We start from the raw sequence: 14,885 nt of genomic DNA on the forward strand, positions 1-14,885 counted from the left end.
CTCCGTCAGGCCTTCGGCCTGCCACCTCCCCTGCCAGGGGAGGATGAAGCTGGCACCCAGCATATCCCTCAGTCCTTATGCGTGCGCTGGAGCGTCCGCGCGGTCCAGAAGGCCATGTCGCGCACATCGCCGGGTGCCGGGAACAGCGTGTCGATATGGCGCTTGATCGGCATATAGGGCCACCAGTCGGCGCCGGGCTCGGGCGCGCCCTTTTCCAGCAGGCCGGTCACGAATTCGGTCACCGGTCCCATGCGGGCGAGATTGGGCGCCTTGGCCTTGTGAAACGCCTTGTCGCTCCTCAGCCGCTCGGTGAAGGCGGCGTCGCCCTTTTCCAGCGCGGCGCGGCATTCCGCCTGATAGGCATCGAGGTCGCCGAAATCCTTGACGGCGCGCGCCTGAAGCTCGCCCTCCTCCAGCTCATAATCCTCGGTCAGGATGCGGATCGCGGCGGTCCATGCCTGGCCATTGCCGACATCCTCCGCGAAATCGGCGAGGGCATCCTGGATATCGTCTTCGTCGCTCAAAATTCTCGGTCCTTCAACTTTTCAGTTCAGCGATGAGCTCGCGAATCTCATCAAGATCCATCCAGCCGTCACCCTGTTCCAATAGGCGTTGACGGAATGGCTCCAGTTCGGGACTTGCTTTCACAGACGTAAAGTTGTCCCATTCCCACTCGCCGCAATTTGGCGCATTATCAACGAAGCGCTCAAGCATTTCGGCAAGCTCAATCCTTGTCACGACTTGTCACCCCGGACTTGATCCGGGGTTCCGCTGCCTTCGGCTGTCGCGCAGACAGAAGCGGGATGCCGGATCAAGTCCGGCATGACGTGGGAGGTGCGGGCGAAGGTCACCCCACGCTCCCCTCCAGGCTGATGCCCAGCAGCTTCTGCGCTTCCACCGCGAATTCCATCGGCAGTTGCTGCAGCACTTCACGCGCGAAGCCGTTGACGATCAGGCTGACGGCGGCTTCCTGGTCCAGCCCGCGCTGCATCGCATAGAATAGCTGGTCGTCGCTGATCTTGCTGGTCGTCGCCTCATGCTCGATCTGCGCGGAGGGGTTGCGCACTTCGATATAAGGGACGGTGTGGGCACCGCACTGGTCGCCCAGCAGCAGGCTGTCGCACTGGGTGAAGTTGCGCACGCCCTCCGCGCCGGGGGCCACGCGCACCAGTCCGCGATAGGTGTTGTTCGAACGTCCCGCACTGATCCCCTTCGACACGATGGTCGAGCGCGACCCCTTGCCATTGTGGATCATCTTGGTGCCGGTATCGGCCTGCTGCATGTTGTTGGTCAGTGCCACGGAATAAAACTCGCCGACGCTGTTCTCGCCATTCAGCACGCAGCTGGGATATTTCCAGGTGATGGCGGAGCCTGTTTCGACCTGGGTCCAGCTGACCTTGCTGTTGCGGCCCTGGCAGAGCGCGCGCTTGGTCACGAAATTGTAGATGCCGCCCTTCCCGTTCTCGTCACCGGGATACCAGTTCTGGACGGTCGAATATTTGATCTCCGCATCGTCGAGCGCGACCAGTTCCACCACGGCGGCATGCAGCTGGTTCTCGTCGCGCATCGGCGCGGTGCAGCCTTCGAGATAGGAGACGTAGCTCCCTTCGTCAGCGACGATCAGCGTGCGCTCGAACTGCCCCGTATTCTCCGCATTGATGCGGAAATAGGTGGAAAGCTCCATCGGGCAGCGCACCCCCTTGGGCACATAGACGAAGGTGCCGTCGGAAAAGACTGCGCAATTCAAAGTGGCGAAATAATTGTCGTGCATCGGCACGACCTTCCCCAGCCACTTCTTCACCAGGTCGGGAAATTCGCGCACCGCTTCGGAAATGGAGCGGAAGATGACGCCTGCCTCCTCCAGCTCCTTGCGGAAGGTGGTTGCGACGGACACGCTGTCGAACACGGCGTCGACCGCGACCTTGCGGGCGGGCATGCCCGCCCCCTTCACCCCGGCGAGCACTTCCTGCTCGGCGATCGGAATGCCGAGCTTCTCGTAGGTCGCGCGGATTTCGGGATCCAGCTCGTCGAGGCTGTTCAGCTCGGCCTTTTTCTTCGGCTCCGCATAATAATAGGCATCCTGATAGTCGATCGGCGGGACGTTCAGCTTGGCCCAGTCGGGCGCCTCCATCGTCTGCCACAGGCGGAAGGCCTTCAGCCGCCAGTCGAGCAGCCATTCGGGCTCACCCTTCTTGGCCGAGATGAAGCGGACGGTGTCTTCGTTCAGGCCCTTGGGGGCGAAGTCCTGCTCGATGGCCGAAGACCAGCCATGCTCGTAGGTGGAGGCGCGCTGCGCGGCCTCATGCGCTTCGAGGTTACGGGTGGTGGTGATGGTTTCTTCGGTCATATGGTCTGCTCTGCAACGGGCTTTTCGACTTCGCGGGGGGCGAAAGAAGGCGGCGCGACGTCACGCGCCAGGCTGGCGATGGTCACGCCCGCCAACGCCGAGCGGATCGCGTGGTTGGCCGCGTTCATATGCGGGCGGATGCGGCAGTCCTGCTCCAGCGAACAGTCATGCGCGCCCATTTCGGCGCAGGCGGTCATGGCGATGGGGCCTTCCACCGCCTCCACCACGTCGGCCAGGGTGATCGCGGCGGGCGGGCGGGTCAGCCGCACGCCGCCGCCGGTGCCCCGGCTCGATTCGAGAAGCCCAGCCGCCGACAGACGGCTCACCAGCTTCTGCGCGGTGGGCAGCGGGATACCGGTTTCCGCGCTCAGCGTCGTCGCGTTCATCTTGGTGGCGCCGCAATGGCGCGCGGCGGCCGACATCAGCACGACGGCATAGTCTGCGAAGCTGGACAGGCGCATTGTTGCGAACCACTCTCAAATCGGATCGAATCAATCCGATTGCGCATGTGGTCCCCTGCGCCTTGGGAATCAAGGGCTAATTGCCCTTCTTGCCTTCCAGGTCAGCTGAGGCGGTTGAGCACCGCCACGTCGCCGCCCAGCGACCGGCGCAACAAGGTGAGCTGCGCCACGGCGGACGGCTCGGTCATCAGCTGGTGCGGGGTCAGGCCGATGAAATGCTTGATCTCCCGGATGAAATGCGACTGGTCGTAGAAGCCGCCATCGTCGCATAGCGTCTGCCAGCTTTCCCGGTCCAGCGCGATCCGGGCGGAACAGCGCAGCGCGCGATATTTGCGCGCCAGCAGCTTGGGCGGCGCGCCATAATATCTGTTGGTGAGCCGGGCGAGCTGGCGCGGCGAGAGGCCGGTCATTTCCGCCAGCACCTCGATCCGCGGCGATCCTTCGTCCATCAGCCAGGCGTCGATGGATTCGAGCAGGTGCCAGGTGGCGGCGTCCAGCGGCTTCACCCGATCCTGCAGGAACATCCAGCACAGATCGGCCATGGCGTCGCCATCCTCCTCCGCCCGCAGATCGGCCAGCAAGCCGGCATAGGCCGCGTCGCGCTCCGCTGCGAGATCGCACAGGCTGTCGGCCAGAGCACTGGCATCGCCGCCATGCAGCGATATCCATCCGGCGGGCAGCAGCGATATGCCCACGACCTGCGAAGGCCGGTCCAGTTCGAACCGGGTCGCACCCAAGGTGGGTCCCAGCAGGCAGACGTCGGGCGTGGGCGCCACCGCCCCGCCGTGCAGATGATAGCGCCCATCGCCCGCGAGCATGAGCCGCAACTGCGGCACATCCGCGCGGGTCATGTCTGCGTAACGATCTGCCGAAACGGAGAAAATATAGAGCGAGCCGAAATGGCGCCGCAACTTTGGAGGAGGCGCGAAATAGCGTAGCCGCACAGGCCCCTGCGCAGCATCGACCGAATAAGAGAGCGGACCCTGCGTGTCCGGGACAGCGATACCGGCCGCCCCCGCAGCCGCGCCAATGCTAGACGACCCCATGTTTTTCTTTCCCCGGAACGGGAAATAGGCGCGAAGTGGTAGGCAGCGCAAGAAAAATGCTGCTGCAGCCGGGTCTTTACTCCCGCCGGAGCACTATAAGGACAAAAAAACGACCCGGCGGAAATGTCCGCCAGGTCAGGAAAAGGTCTCTTTGGCCAAGGGCCTAGGAGCCTTCGGGTCGCACGAGCGCCTTACGCCCGAATCGGAGAAACTTTATTGGACGGATCGGACATCGAAGGGGCCAAATCGAATGTATCGAGCGGATTTTTGGCCATGAAATGTCACGACTGTCCAATTTGTGGATTCCGCGCCACAGCGACTCGACGCCCGGCGGGCCTGCTGGCATAGCGCCGCCATGTCCTACCGCCTGATCCGCCCGCTTTTCTTCGCGCTGGAAGCCGAGCGCGCGCATCATCTGTCGGTCGCGCTGTTGCGGGCGATGCCGACTCCCTCTGCCCCGGATCCCGACCCGATGCTGGCGCAGACCGTCGCCGGGTTGCGCTTCCCCAATCCGGTCGGCCTTGCCGCCGGCTATGACAAGGAAGGGTTGGTCGCGCACAAGATGCACGGCCTGGGCTTCGGCTTTGCCGAGCTCGGCACGCTGACCCCGCTGCCCCAGCCGGGCAATCCGCAACCCCGGCTTTTCCGGCTGGTGGAGGACCGCGCGGTGATCAACCGCATGGGTTTCAACAATGGCGGGCAGGCCGCCGCCGCGGAACGGATCGCCAAGCGGCGGCGGCCGGATGGCCCGCCGATCGGCATCAATATCGGCGCCAACAAGGATGCGACGGACCGGATCGCCGACTATGCGACCGGGGTCACCTGCATGGCGCCGCTGGCCGATTATCTGACGGTCAACATCTCCTCCCCCAACACGCCGGGGCTGCGCGCGTTGCAGGATCGCGCGGCGCTCGACCAGCTGCTGGGCGCGGTCATGGCCGCCCGGGGCGCCGACCGGACGCCCATCTTCCTGAAGGTTGCGCCGGATCTGGAGCCTGCCGACGTTGAGGACATTGCCGCCGCCTGCCTGGACCACGGCGTCGACGCGCTGATCGTGTCCAACACCACCATTTCCCGTCCCCCCCTGCGGTCGGCGCTGGCCGGGGAGAGCGGCGGCCTTTCCGGCGCGCCGCTGCACGATCTGGCGCTGGCGCGGCTGCGCGATTTCCGGCGCGCGCTGGGCGACCGCGTGCCGCTGATCGGCGTGGGCGGCATCGCCAGCGCGGAGCAGGCCTATGCCCGGCTGCGTGCGGGCGCCTGCCTGATCCAGCTCTACAGCGCGCTGGTCTATGAAGGGCCGTTCCTGCCCCGCCGGATCAATGAGGGGCTGAAGGCGCTGATGCGCCGCGACGGTTTTGCCCATGTCGGCGATCTGGTGGGTATCGACGCCTGAACCGTCCAGACCGGCATGACTGGATCGACGCAAACGGTTGCGATGCGCAACGCAGACGGTAGGGTGCGCTCCATGACGTCCCGCCTTGCCGGCCTGATGGCCCCCTTCGCCCTCCTGTCTCTCGCTGTCTCCGCGCCGGCCCTCGCGCGCGAGCCGATCGCGCTCAACGCCACCGTGTCCGCCGCCGACCCCCGCGCCGCCGAGGCCGGGCAGGAAATGCTGCGCAAGGGCGGCAGCGCCACCGACGCCGCCATCGCGATGATGCTGGCGCTGAACGTGGTGGAGCCGCACAACAGCGGCATCGGCGGCGGCGGCTTCATCCTGCACCATGACGGGCGGACGGGGGTGCTCGAATCGATCGACGGGCGCGAGACGGCGCCAGCGGCGGCACGGCCCGACCGCTTCCTGGGACCCGATGGAAAGCCGATGCCTTTCCGCCAGGCGGTACCGGGCGGCTATTCGGTCGGGGTGCCGGGCAATCTGCGCCTCGCCAAGGCGGCGCACGACAAATGGGGCAAGCTGCCCTGGGCCGACCTGTTCCAGCCCGCCATTCGCCTGGCGGAGGGCGGGTTCGAGGTGCGCCAGCGGCTCGACACGGCCCTGAAGGCTCTGGCGCCCGTGTGGACCGACTTCCCGGAGATCCAGAAGTATTTCTGGGTCGATGGCAAGCCCGCGCCGATCGGCACGGTGCTGAAGAATCCGCCGCTTGCCGCACTGTTCCGCCGGGTGGCGGCCGAAGGACCCGACGCCTTCTACACCGGCGAGAATGCCAAGGCGATCGCCCAGACGGTGACCAACGCGCCCAGGAACCCGGTCCCGATGACCGAGGCCGACCTGGCCGGCTACCAGGCCAAGCCGCGCAAACCGATCTGCGGCCATTATCGCGTCTATACCGTCTGCGGCATGGGGCCGGCCTCGGCAGGCGGCGTCACGGTGCTCCAGATACTGGGCATGGTGGAGCGCTTCCCGCTCGCGACATGGGGCAAGGACGATCCCCGGTCGTGGCACGTCATCGGCGAGGCGATGCAGCTGGCCTATGCCGACCGCGAGAAATATCTGGGCGACGCCGATTTCGTGTCAGTGCCGATCGCGGGGCTGATCGACCCGGCCTATCTCAAGCGCCGCTCCGCGCTCATCTCCCTTGGCCATGCGCTGAGCGATCATCCGGCTGGCGATCCGCCGGGCGCAGCGCCGCGCACCGCCGCGCTGCCCCAACCCGAATCCGGCACCAGCCATTTCGTTGCGGTCGATCGCAACGGCGACATCACCGCCTGGACCTCCACCATCGAAAGCTTCTTCGGCAGCCAGCTCGTCGCCAATGGCGTGATCCTCAACAACGAGTTGACCGACTTCAGCTTCACGCCGGAGAGGGACGGCGCGCCGGTCGCCAACCGGGTGGAGCCGGGCAAGCGGCCGCTATCCTCCATGTCGCCGACCATTGTCTATGACGCCGCGGGAACGCCTGTCTTCACCGTCGGCGCGGCGGGTGGCAAGACGATCATCATGCAGGTCGCCAAGGCGCTGATCGCTCATTTCGACTGGGGCCTGTCGGCGCAGGACTCGATCGCGCTGGGCTTCGAATATTTCAACAGCGATGGACTGGTGCTGGAGCAGGGCACCTCCGTGGAGGCGATGAAGGCGCCGCTGGAGAAGCTGGGTCACAGGGTTTCCATCTCCCGCTTCGGCCTGAAGGCGAACGCCGCCGAGCGGACGGCGGATGGCCACTGGGTCGGCGCCGCCGACCCGCGCAGCCCGGGAGTATCGTTGCAGGAATAAACGTCGCCCCCCCGTTCGGGCTGAGCCTGAAGAGGAAGAGGAGCCCTTCGACAAGCTCAGGGCCAACGGAAGTCTACCCCTTCAGATCGAGTCCGGCGACATCGAACTGGAACGGGAAGGTCTGGTCCTTCGGTCCGACCGCAAGGTTGACCTTCAGCGTCTTCGCCTTTGCGATCGCTTCATAGGCGTTCTGCGAGGGCATGATCTCGATGCCGTCATTGGTGTCGGTCATCCGCCCCTTCCAACGATGTTGTTTGCCGTCGTCGGTCGCCGTCGTCACCGCGCAGTCCGACAGGTCGCACCGGAAGGGCGCGCCGACCAGCTTCACCGTCACTGTCTTCTCGCCATTGTCCATCGGCTGGACCAGCAGCACCGAGAAGGTGTCAGCCGCGGTCATCGTCTGCACCGTGTTGGCGCTGCCGATATAGGCGAGTTTGGGCTTGCCGCCGTCAGTCGCCCCTTCATATTTCCAGACTTGGCCGATCTGTTGGCGCTGGGTAGGCTCATCCTTGCCGCCCGACGAGCAGGCGGCGAGCAGCCCCAGCCCAACCAGGGTGATCGCGTGACGCATAGTCGCATTCTCCTTCGATGAAGAAGAACGCACCGACCTTGATCCAGGTTTCCTCAGGCGTAGCGCGCCGCAGTCTCGCGGATCAGGGCGATCATGTTCGGAATGCCCTGAGTGCGGTTCGAGCTGAGCTGGTTGCGCAGATCGAAGGGAGCGAGGGCGCCCTCGATATCAGCTCCCGCGATCTCCGCCGGCATCCCGTCCTGCACGGTCAGCAGCACCAGCGCGATGATCCCCTTGGTGATCGCGGCGTTGGAATCGGCCAGGAAATGCAGCCGCCCGTCCTCCCGCATCGTCGGATAGACCCAGACCGCCGCGGAACAGCCGCGCACCAGCGTCGCATCGGTCTTGAGCGCGTCGGGCATGGGTTCCAGCCCGCGCCCCAGGTCGATCAGCAGACGGTAGCGATCGTCCGCGTCGAGAAATTCATATTCTTCGGTAAGGTCGGCAAGGGCGGGCGTCGGTGTCATGGCCGCCCATATAGGGGCAAAAGCGGGCGGCGGAACCCGCTTTTCCCGTCAGAGGTCCACGCCTGCGGCGATGGCTTCCAGCTTGCGGATGCGTTCCTTGAGGTCAGCAACCTCGATCCGCGTAGCAGTGGAGGGCGGGGTGGCATCGTCGCTGCGGCGGGTGAGCTCCGCACGCTTGAGTTCGAGCCAGCCGTTCCAGCCGCGCAGCGCCGCGGCGGCAACGATGGACAGGCCCACAAGGCCAGCCGCAGCCATGGTTATGTAGAGATAGGGGTCCTGCATTGTCTGCCTCCCTGGGGTTCGGTCGGGCCCGCGCCGCTTTCCTCAGTCGCGGTCCCTGAGCTTTTCGAATTCACGGTCCAACGCCGTGCTGCTGTCGGTGGCGAGCCGTTCCAACACGGCGACCCGGTCCTTCAGCGCCTTGAGCTCGGCGCGCAACCGCTCCGTTTCCGGATCTGGGCCGGGGCGGACGAAGTCCTCGCCCTTGTGGCGGCGCACCACACCATATTTGGCGCGGATAACGCTGGCGATGGCGGTGATCGCGACGATGGCGACGACCATTTCGAACGGGTTCATGCTATTCCTCCCTTTGGGCGCGCGAGGCCATCAGTTGGCCGGGCCGCGCAGCCTTTCGATCTCGTGGGACAGATGGTGGCTGCCGTCAGTGACGATGCGCTCAACCACAATCAGTCGGTCCTTCATCGACCCGATCTCGGCGCGGAGCTGGGCGTTCTCCTGGCTCAGCAGCCGGATGCGCTCCACCATCTCCTCATTCTTCTGCGGATAGACCGCCTTCCCCCAGCTGTTTTCCAGCGGGTAGCCGTGGCGGACGCGGAGCCATGTGGTGAAGATCCATCCGCCGATCGCCATGGCGCCGATCAGAAGCCCTCCGCCGATGATCCAAGGCAGGTTGGGCATGACGAAGGCGTCTACCATGTCGGTCTTGTTCATGTCCTAAACTCCCCTTGCCTGGTCCGCGTCAGCGCAGCGCGTCGATTTCCTGCGCGGTCCGGGCGGCGGGATCGGTGGCGATCCGTTCGAGGACTGCGATTCGTTCTTCGAGGCGGCTGATGCGGCCAATCAGCTTTTCGTTTTCACTTGAAAGAAGGTCGATTTTTCGACCGGCGTCGGGATCGGTTCGATGAACGGTGTTCCCATTGTCGTCGGTCAGCGGATAGCCGTGCTTCACCCGCAGCCAGGTGGTGACCACCCAGGCGCCCACCGAAAGGGCGACGATCGCGACGATGAAGCTGTGTCCTCCGAAGCTCATGATCCTGTCACTCCCTGTTGTACCCCTGCCGGCCGGTCAGCGCAGGCGCTCGATCTCGTCGGCGAGGCGGGTGTTGCGGCTGGTGTAGTAGAGTTCGATGTCGGCGAGGCGCCGGTCGATGTCGCGGAACTTGGACCGGACGTCGCGGGTGGAGCGCGTCGGGTTGGTGCGCACGCCTTGCCAGAATTTCTCGTCGTCCCGATCGGCATAGAGGCCCGCGGGCTTCTTGTCGGCGAAATAGGCGGCGGCGAAATAGGCGATCAGCGACCACGGGAAGGCACCCATCAGGGTCACCAGCACCGCGCCGACCCGGACCCAGACCACGTCGATCCCGGTATAGTCGGCGATGCCGGCGCATACGCCCATCCACTTGCCGTTCTGCTTGTCGAGATAGAATTTGGTGCGGCGGGCGCTCATCTCAGTTCCTCCGGTCGAATTCGTAATTGTCGTCATGGGCGGGACGGGCAGGGCGGAAGTCGGGATTGTCGGCGGCGACGATGCGCTCCACCGTCTGCAGCCTTTCCTCCAGCCGCCGGGCGAGCAGGTGAAGCTCGTCCAGCAGCCGCTCGTCCTCGTCCGTGATCTTGGGCGCCTGCTTCCACTTGGTCACATAGTGGAAGATCAGCCAGGGCATGCCGATGAACAGCATGCCGACCACGGCGATCGGGACAAAAACATCCTCCATGGCGTCACTCTCCCTTGTTCATGCTGGCCTTCAGCGCCGCGAGCTCGGCATCGACCTTGTCGGCGGACTGCAGCTCTGCGATCTCCTCCTCCAGCGTCTTGGGCTGCTGGCCCAGGCCCATGGCGTCGGCGCGCCCTTCGGCCAGGTCCACGCGGCGCTCCAGCATGTCGAAGCGGGCGAAAGCTTCGTTCACCTTCTCGCCGGCATAGGCTTCGCGGACGCGCAGGCGGTTCTCGGCGCTCTGGATGCGGGTGACCAGGCTGTTCTGCCGGGCGCGCGCTTCGCGCAGCTTGGCCTGCAGCTTGGCGATGTCCTCCTCGGACGCCTTCAGCGCATCGTCCAGCACCTCGATCTCGTGAGAGAGATGCTCGGCCATGTCGGCCGCCTTCTGCCTTTCGACGAGGGCGGCCTTGGCCAAGTCCTCGCGGTCCTTGCTGAGCGCCAGCTGCGCCTTTTCGGTCCAGCTGTCCTGCAGCGCCTGGAGCTTGCCGATATGACGGCGCATCTCCTTCTGGTCGGCGATCGTGCGGGCGGCGGACGCGCGCACCTCGACCAGCGTCTCCTCCATTTCGAGGATGATCATGCGGATCATCTTCGCCGGGTCTTCGGCCCGGTCGAGCAGGTCGGTGACATTGGCGGCGATGATGTCGCGGGTGCGGGAGAAAATACCCATCTGAACTTCACTCCTGATCTTCGCTTAAAGGGCCGGGGCGGGCGAGAGGGGGTTTCCCGCCCCGGCCGGTGCTGCGGCCTTACGCCAGATAGCGCAGGGTCGCGGGTGTTTCCTGGGCCGCGAGCACCGGATTGGCATTCGCCCGGGCGGGACCGACGGCCGAAAGGATCATGGTCGATCCGAACAGCGCGGCGGCGATGCCGACCGAGAATGCCTGGCCGATGGCACGGGCCTGATGGCGGTTGTCCTTGTGCATGTCTTCTACTCCCTGAACCTTGGCCTTCACATGGTTCCGCTCTGTATCTGCGGATTGCCCATAGCTTTGCAGGGGGCGTGCCAATTCTCGCGAATGGCGGATTTCTGCCGTTTTCGTCATGAAATCGGTCGGTAGATATTCATTTCGCTTGCCGAGAGGTGGGAAATTTCACCATAAGTTGGGAATGGAGAAAAATACCCAATTCGTCGGCCAGTCCTTCGCCTTCCTCGACGCCATGGAGCAGGCCGGACGGGCGGCCGAACTGAACCGGCCGGTGCTGGTGATCGGCGAGCGCGGCACCGGCAAGGAGCTGATCGCCGAGCGCCTCCATCGCCTGTCACCGCGCTGGGACGGGCCGCTGATCGTCATGAACTGCGCCGCCCTGCCCGAGACGCTGATCGAGGCGGAGCTGTTCGGCCATGAACAGGGCGCCTTCACCGGTGCGGCCCGCGCGCGGGCAGGCCGGTTCGAGGAAGCGGACGGCGGGACGCTGTTCCTGGACGAGCTGGGGACGCTGTCCATGGCGGCGCAGGAGCGGCTGCTGCGTGTCATCGAATATGGCGAGGTGACGCGGATCGGCGCGTCGCGGCCGCTGACGGTCGATGTCCGCATCGTCGCCGCCACCAACGAGGATCTGCCCGCCGCCGCCGATGCGGGACGATTCCGCCCCGACCTGCTGGACCGCCTGTCCTTCGAGGTCATCACCCTGCCGCCGCTGCGCGCCCGCGAGGGCGACGTCGCGGTGCTGGCGGACCATTTCGGGCGGCGGATGGCGGCGGAGATCAACTGGCCGCAATGGCCGGGCTTTTCGGCCGCGTGCATGGCCGAGCTGGAGGGGCATGACTGGCCCGGCAACGTCCGCGAGCTGCGCAATGTGGTGGAACGCGCGGTCTATCGTTGGGACGATCCGAACCGACCCATCGCCGGCCTGGTGTTCGATCCCTTCGCCTCGCCCTGGAAGCCGCGCGCGCTGATGCCGCGTACCGATGCAGCGCGGGCCGAGCCGGCAGCGGCCGTACCTGCCGCGCCCTCAGCCGAGGCCCATGCCGTCACCGACCTCAAGGCGGCGGTGGATGCCCATGAAGCGGCGATCGTTCGCGCCGCGCTGGAACGCTATCGCTACAACCAGCGCGCGACGGCCAAAGGGCTGGGCCTCAGCTACGACCAGCTGCGGCATTGCATGAAGAAGCACGGACTGAGCGCCGGCTGAGATCGCCTCAGCGCGTCGGCACCGGCTCCGGTCCCGAATAGTCGTAGAAGCCCCGCCCGGTCTTGCGGCCGTACCAGCCCGCCTCGACATATTTGACGAGCAGCGGCGCCGGGCGGAACTTGGGATCGCCGGTTGAGCCGTGCAGCACCTTGCAGATCTCCAGGCAGGTATCGAGGCCCACGAAATCGGCCAGCGTCAGCGGACCCATCGGGTGGTTGAGGCCGAGCTGGATGGCGGTGTCGATGTCCTTCACATTGGCGACGCCCTCACCCAGCGCGAAGCAGGCCTCGTTCAGCATCGGCATGAGGATGCGGTTGACGATGAAGCCGGGCGCGTCGAAGGCGTGCACCACCTGCTTGCCGAGGCGCACCGCGAAGGCTTCGATCGCATCGACCGTTTCCGGCGCGGTGGCGAGGCCGCGGATGATCTCGATCAGACCCATCACCGGCACCGGGTTGAAGAAATGGACCCCGACGAAGCGGCCGGCATCAGGCGCCGCCTGCGCGAGCCTGGTGATCGGGATGGAGGAGGTGTTGGTGGCGAGGATGGCGTCGCCCGCCAGCAGCGGCCCGACATTGGCGAAGATGCCGCGCTTGATATCCTCCCGCTCGGTCGCCGCCTCGATCACCAGCTGCGCTTCGCCCAGCGGCGCGACTTCGCCCACCGGGCAGATGCGCGCCAGCGCGGCATCGGCGTCGGCCTGATCGATCTTGCCCTTCTCCACGCCCCGGGCCAGGAGCCGCGCGATGCCGTCCCTGCCCTTTTCCGCGCGGGGAAGGTCGATGTCCGACAGGATCACCCGATAGCCCGCCTGCGCCGCCACCTGCGCGATGCCCGCGCCCATCTGGCCTGCGCCGATCACGCCCACGGTCGTCAATTCCGTCATCGCTCATCCTCCGCCTGAATCATGTTGCCCTTCCCCCTAACGATGGCGCGTCCCCGGCGCCATAGGCGGCGAGCGGATCGGTCCACATGGCCGAGTGAAGGCGATTGCGGGAATTTCGGCCTTTGCGTGCCCACGCCATGATGGTTAAAAGGCGCCGCATGCCCGTGTCCGACCCGTTGCCAGCGCCCGCCACCGGGCGGTTCATCGCCGCCATGCACCATTTCCCCTTGCGCATCTATTTCGAGGATACCGATCTGTCGGGCCTGGTCTATCACGCCAACTATCTGCGCTACATGGAGCGCGCCCGGTCCGACATGCTGCGTATCGCCGGCATCGACCAGCGGGCGGGCCATGAAGGGGGCGAGGGCGTCTATGCCGTCACCGAACTTTCCATCCGCTACCGCCGCCCCGCCCGGCTGGACGACGACCTGATGGTGGTGAGCCGCGTCGCTGCCGTGGGCGCCGCGACCTGTTCCATTCATCAGACAGTCATGCGCGGCGAGGAAGTCTTGACGCAGGGCGAGGTCTCTGTTGCCTATCTGACGCCGGGCGGCCGCCCGCAACGGCAGCCCAAAGCCTGGACCGACATTTTCAGCCGCCTGTTGAGAGGGGAAGACATCCACCCATGAGCCTTTCCATGCCCGATATGGGCGTCATGACCGACGCCGCGACCATATCGCCGCTCGCCCTGTTCCTGCAGGCCGACATCGTCGTGAAGGTGGTGATGCTGGGCCTGCTGCTCGCCAGCATCTGGACCTGGGCGATCATCATCGGCTTCAGCTTCACCCTGCGCGGGGCGAGCCGGAAGAGCCGCGCCTTCGAGCAGGACTTCTGGAAGGCGGAAGATATCGACCGTTTCTACGAGGCGCGCGGCAAGGCGGAATTTCCGGCCGCCCGCGTGATGGCCGCCGGCGTCACCGAATGGCGCCGCTCCACCGCGCAGAAGGTGATCGACCGGGAAGGGACGCGCGACCGCCTGTCCACCGCCATGTCGAGCAGCATCGCGGCGGAAGTGGACCAGCTGGCCGACCGGCTGAACATCCTGGCGACCGTGGGATCGGTGGCGCCCTTCGTCGGCCTGTTCGGCACCGTCTGGGGCATCATGCGCGCGTTCACCGGCATCGCGGCGGCGCAGAACAGCAGCCTCGCGGTCGTGGCGCCGGGCATTGCGGAGGCGCTGTTCGCCACCGCCATCGGCCTGTTCGCAGCGATCCCGGCGGTGATCGCCTACAACCGTTTCAGCCACGGCATCAACCGGCTGGAAGCGGGCCTCACCCGGTTCGCCGATGGTTTCTACACCACGTTGAGCCGCGAACTGGAGGCGCAGCGATGATCCTGAGTATCGCTGCCGATCGGGGAGCGCGCTAAATGGCGATGTCCGGCCCTCCTTCCGGCCGCCGCGGACGCGGACGCGCGCCGATGGCGGACATCAACGTCACGCCGCTGGTCGATGTGATGCTGGTGCTGCTCATCATCTTCATGGTGACGGCGCCGCTGCTGGTGACCGGCGTCCCGGTCAACCTGCCCGAAACCCGCGCCAAGGGCCTGGACCAGGACGCCAAGCCGACGATCGTGTCGATCGACCGCGACGGCGGCCTCTTCATCGACGAGGACCAGGTGAGCGACGCCGACCTGCCCGACCGGCTGGCCGAGATCGTGTCCGCCAATGCAGGCAAGCCGGAACCGCCGCAGATCTTCCTGCGTGCTGACACCGCGCTCGACTATGGCCGCGTCATGCGCGTCATGGGTGAGCTGAACCGCGCCGGGCTGAACAAGGTCGCGCTGGTTTCCACCGGCGCCGACGATGTCAGCGCCGGTTCAGACTAGGGACCATAGGCCAGCCA

The 14,885-nt window shown here is 65.8% G+C and carries 22 protein-coding genes; 6 read left to right on the plus strand and 16 right to left on the minus strand.

Annotated features, from left to right (window positions below; genetic code table 11):
* Window positions 1-68: 68 nt before the first annotated feature.
* From M529_RS40950 to M529_RS40965, 5 genes are all read right to left on the minus strand, one after another.
* Complete coding sequence (locus M529_RS40950) at window positions 69-524, minus strand: hypothetical protein (RefSeq protein WP_021319022.1); 456 nt, start codon at window positions 522-524, stop codon at window positions 69-71.
* 13 nt (window positions 525-537) lie between these two features.
* Complete coding sequence (locus M529_RS49790; RefSeq protein WP_021319023.1) at window positions 538-714, minus strand: hypothetical protein; 177 nt, start codon at window positions 712-714, stop codon at window positions 538-540.
* Window positions 715-847: 133 nt separating this feature from the next.
* Entirely contained in the window at window positions 848-2,347 is a 1,500-nt protein-coding gene (sufB, locus tag M529_RS40955) for a Fe-S cluster assembly protein SufB (protein ID WP_021319024.1), read from the minus strand.
* Entirely contained in the window at window positions 2,344-2,808 is a 465-nt protein-coding gene (locus M529_RS40960; protein WP_021319025.1) for an RrF2 family transcriptional regulator, read from the minus strand. Before M529_RS40960 ends, sufB begins: the two co-directional genes overlap by 4 nt.
* 101 nt (window positions 2,809-2,909) lie before the next feature.
* Complete coding sequence (locus tag M529_RS40965; protein ID WP_021319026.1) at window positions 2,910-3,854, minus strand: helix-turn-helix domain-containing protein; 945 nt, start codon at window positions 3,852-3,854, stop codon at window positions 2,910-2,912.
* A 355-nt stretch (window positions 3,855-4,209) separates the two neighbouring features.
* Here M529_RS40965 and M529_RS40970 point away from each other — a divergent pair, with 355 nt between their 5' ends.
* Window positions 4,210-5,247, plus strand: a complete 1,038-nt coding sequence (locus M529_RS40970) for a quinone-dependent dihydroorotate dehydrogenase (RefSeq protein WP_021319027.1) — start codon at window positions 4,210-4,212, stop codon at window positions 5,245-5,247.
* Between the two features lie 72 nt (window positions 5,248-5,319).
* On the plus strand, window positions 5,320-7,023 hold the full coding sequence (gene ggt / locus M529_RS40975; RefSeq protein WP_021319028.1) for a gamma-glutamyltransferase: 1,704 nt from the start codon (window positions 5,320-5,322) through the stop codon (window positions 7,021-7,023).
* 73 nt (window positions 7,024-7,096) lie between these two features.
* Here the strand turns inward: ggt and M529_RS40980 are convergent, their stop codons facing one another.
* From M529_RS40980 to M529_RS50015, 10 genes are all read right to left on the minus strand, one after another.
* Window positions 7,097-7,594, minus strand: a complete 498-nt coding sequence (locus M529_RS40980; RefSeq protein WP_021319029.1) for a hypothetical protein — start codon at window positions 7,592-7,594, stop codon at window positions 7,097-7,099.
* Between the two features lie 53 nt (window positions 7,595-7,647).
* The gene (locus M529_RS40985; protein ID WP_021319030.1) at window positions 7,648-8,061 is read right to left on the minus strand and encodes a SufE family protein; all 414 of its coding nucleotides are present in this window, start codon (window positions 8,059-8,061) and stop codon (window positions 7,648-7,650) included.
* A 48-nt stretch (window positions 8,062-8,109) separates the two neighbouring features.
* The gene (locus M529_RS40990; protein WP_021319031.1) at window positions 8,110-8,343 is read right to left on the minus strand and encodes a hypothetical protein; all 234 of its coding nucleotides are present in this window, start codon (window positions 8,341-8,343) and stop codon (window positions 8,110-8,112) included.
* Between the two features lie 42 nt (window positions 8,344-8,385).
* Window positions 8,386-8,637 (minus strand): hypothetical protein, encoded by a 252-nt coding sequence (locus M529_RS40995; RefSeq protein WP_021319032.1) that lies wholly within the window; start codon window positions 8,635-8,637, stop codon window positions 8,386-8,388.
* A 30-nt stretch (window positions 8,638-8,667) separates the two neighbouring features.
* A complete protein-coding gene (locus M529_RS41000) occupies window positions 8,668-9,012 on the minus strand; it encodes a hypothetical protein (protein ID WP_021319033.1) in 345 nt (114 codons plus the stop codon).
* Between the two features lie 28 nt (window positions 9,013-9,040).
* Window positions 9,041-9,331 (minus strand): hypothetical protein, encoded by a 291-nt coding sequence (locus M529_RS41005; protein WP_021319034.1) that lies wholly within the window; start codon window positions 9,329-9,331, stop codon window positions 9,041-9,043.
* 36 nt (window positions 9,332-9,367) lie between these two features.
* Window positions 9,368-9,748 carry an envelope stress response membrane protein PspC gene (gene pspC, locus M529_RS41010; protein ID WP_021319035.1) on the minus strand — a complete coding sequence of 127 codons (381 nt, stop codon included), beginning with the start codon at window positions 9,746-9,748 and terminating at the stop codon, window positions 9,368-9,370.
* 1 nt (window position 9,749) lies between these two features.
* Window positions 9,750-10,016, minus strand: coding sequence for an envelope stress response membrane protein PspB (pspB, locus tag M529_RS41015; RefSeq protein WP_021319036.1), 267 nt, complete (start codon window positions 10,014-10,016; stop codon window positions 9,750-9,752).
* 4 nt (window positions 10,017-10,020) lie between these two features.
* A complete protein-coding gene (gene pspA / locus M529_RS41020) occupies window positions 10,021-10,689 on the minus strand; it encodes a phage shock protein PspA (RefSeq protein ID WP_021319037.1) in 669 nt (222 codons plus the stop codon).
* A gap of 79 nt (window positions 10,690-10,768) precedes the next feature.
* On the minus strand, window positions 10,769-10,945 hold the full coding sequence (locus tag M529_RS50015; protein WP_021319038.1) for a hypothetical protein: 177 nt from the start codon (window positions 10,943-10,945) through the stop codon (window positions 10,769-10,771).
* 184 nt (window positions 10,946-11,129) lie between these two features.
* Here M529_RS50015 and pspF point away from each other — a divergent pair, with 184 nt between their 5' ends.
* The gene (pspF, locus tag M529_RS41025) at window positions 11,130-12,155 is read left to right on the plus strand and encodes a phage shock protein operon transcriptional activator (RefSeq protein WP_021319039.1); all 1,026 of its coding nucleotides are present in this window, start codon (window positions 11,130-11,132) and stop codon (window positions 12,153-12,155) included.
* A gap of 7 nt (window positions 12,156-12,162) precedes the next feature.
* On the opposite strand, the gene M529_RS41030 is transcribed toward pspF, so the two are convergent.
* Window positions 12,163-13,041 (minus strand): 3-hydroxyacyl-CoA dehydrogenase NAD-binding domain-containing protein, encoded by an 879-nt coding sequence (locus M529_RS41030; protein WP_021319040.1) that lies wholly within the window; start codon window positions 13,039-13,041, stop codon window positions 12,163-12,165.
* A gap of 158 nt (window positions 13,042-13,199) precedes the next feature.
* On the opposite strand from M529_RS41030, the gene M529_RS41035 reads away from it, so the two are divergent.
* Genes M529_RS41035 through tolR form a run of 3 tightly spaced genes read left to right on the plus strand, consistent with a single transcriptional unit; the run spans window position 13,200 to window position 14,868 of the window.
* Window positions 13,200-13,670, plus strand: coding sequence for a YbgC/FadM family acyl-CoA thioesterase (locus M529_RS41035; protein ID WP_021319041.1), 471 nt, complete (start codon window positions 13,200-13,202; stop codon window positions 13,668-13,670).
* Window positions 13,667-14,374 carry a protein TolQ gene (tolQ, locus tag M529_RS41040; RefSeq protein ID WP_021319042.1) on the plus strand — a complete coding sequence of 236 codons (708 nt, stop codon included), beginning with the start codon at window positions 13,667-13,669 and terminating at the stop codon, window positions 14,372-14,374. The genes M529_RS41035 and tolQ overlap by 4 nt, the downstream gene beginning before the upstream one ends.
* Window positions 14,375-14,409: 35 nt before the next feature.
* A complete protein-coding gene (tolR, locus tag M529_RS41045; protein ID WP_031295209.1) occupies window positions 14,410-14,868 on the plus strand; it encodes a protein TolR in 459 nt (152 codons plus the stop codon).
* The last annotated feature ends 17 nt before the right edge of the window (window positions 14,869-14,885 follow it).

This window comes from Sphingobium ummariense RL-3 (assembly GCF_000447205.1).
GTDB lineage: Bacteria > Pseudomonadota > Alphaproteobacteria > Sphingomonadales > Sphingomonadaceae > Sphingobium > Sphingobium ummariense.

Bases quoted from the DNA above. Each gene is read 5' to 3' on its own strand.
- pspF (WP_021319039.1), top strand. From the start codon at position 11,130: ATGGAGAAAAATACCCAATTCGTCGGCCAGTCCTTCGCCTTCCTCGAC.
- M529_RS40985 (WP_021319030.1), bottom strand. From the start codon at position 8,061: ATGACACCGACGCCCGCCCTTGCCGACCTTACCGAAGAATATGAATTT.
- pspB (WP_021319036.1), bottom strand. From the start codon at position 10,016: ATGGAGGATGTTTTTGTCCCGATCGCCGTGGTCGGCATGCTGTTCATC.
- M529_RS40980 (WP_021319029.1), bottom strand. From the start codon at position 7,594: ATGCGTCACGCGATCACCCTGGTTGGGCTGGGGCTGCTCGCCGCCTGC.
- M529_RS41035 (WP_021319041.1), top strand. From the start codon at position 13,200: ATGCCCGTGTCCGACCCGTTGCCAGCGCCCGCCACCGGGCGGTTCATC.
- M529_RS41030 (WP_021319040.1), bottom strand. From the start codon at position 13,041: ATGACGGAATTGACGACCGTGGGCGTGATCGGCGCAGGCCAGATGGGC.
- tolR (WP_031295209.1), top strand. From the start codon at position 14,410: ATGGCGATGTCCGGCCCTCCTTCCGGCCGCCGCGGACGCGGACGCGCG.
- M529_RS50015 (WP_021319038.1), bottom strand. From the start codon at position 10,945: ATGCACAAGGACAACCGCCATCAGGCCCGTGCCATCGGCCAGGCATTC.
- M529_RS49790 (WP_021319023.1), bottom strand. From the start codon at position 714: ATGCTTGAGCGCTTCGTTGATAATGCGCCAAATTGCGGCGAGTGGGAA.
- M529_RS40995 (WP_021319032.1), bottom strand. From the start codon at position 8,637: ATGAACCCGTTCGAAATGGTCGTCGCCATCGTCGCGATCACCGCCATC.
- M529_RS40960 (WP_021319025.1), bottom strand. From the start codon at position 2,808: ATGCGCCTGTCCAGCTTCGCAGACTATGCCGTCGTGCTGATGTCGGCC.
- sufB (WP_021319024.1), bottom strand. From the start codon at position 2,347: ATGACCGAAGAAACCATCACCACCACCCGTAACCTCGAAGCGCATGAG.
- pspA (WP_021319037.1), bottom strand. From the start codon at position 10,689: ATGGGTATTTTCTCCCGCACCCGCGACATCATCGCCGCCAATGTCACC.
- M529_RS40990 (WP_021319031.1), bottom strand. From the start codon at position 8,343: ATGCAGGACCCCTATCTCTACATAACCATGGCTGCGGCTGGCCTTGTG.
- M529_RS41005 (WP_021319034.1), bottom strand. From the start codon at position 9,331: ATGAGCTTCGGAGGACACAGCTTCATCGTCGCGATCGTCGCCCTTTCG.
- pspC (WP_021319035.1), bottom strand. From the start codon at position 9,748: ATGAGCGCCCGCCGCACCAAATTCTATCTCGACAAGCAGAACGGCAAG.
- M529_RS40965 (WP_021319026.1), bottom strand. From the start codon at position 3,854: ATGGGGTCGTCTAGCATTGGCGCGGCTGCGGGGGCGGCCGGTATCGCT.
- M529_RS41000 (WP_021319033.1), bottom strand. From the start codon at position 9,012: ATGAACAAGACCGACATGGTAGACGCCTTCGTCATGCCCAACCTGCCT.
- ggt (WP_021319028.1), top strand. From the start codon at position 5,320: ATGACGTCCCGCCTTGCCGGCCTGATGGCCCCCTTCGCCCTCCTGTCT.
- M529_RS40970 (WP_021319027.1), top strand. From the start codon at position 4,210: ATGTCCTACCGCCTGATCCGCCCGCTTTTCTTCGCGCTGGAAGCCGAG.
- tolQ (WP_021319042.1), top strand. From the start codon at position 13,667: ATGAGCCTTTCCATGCCCGATATGGGCGTCATGACCGACGCCGCGACC.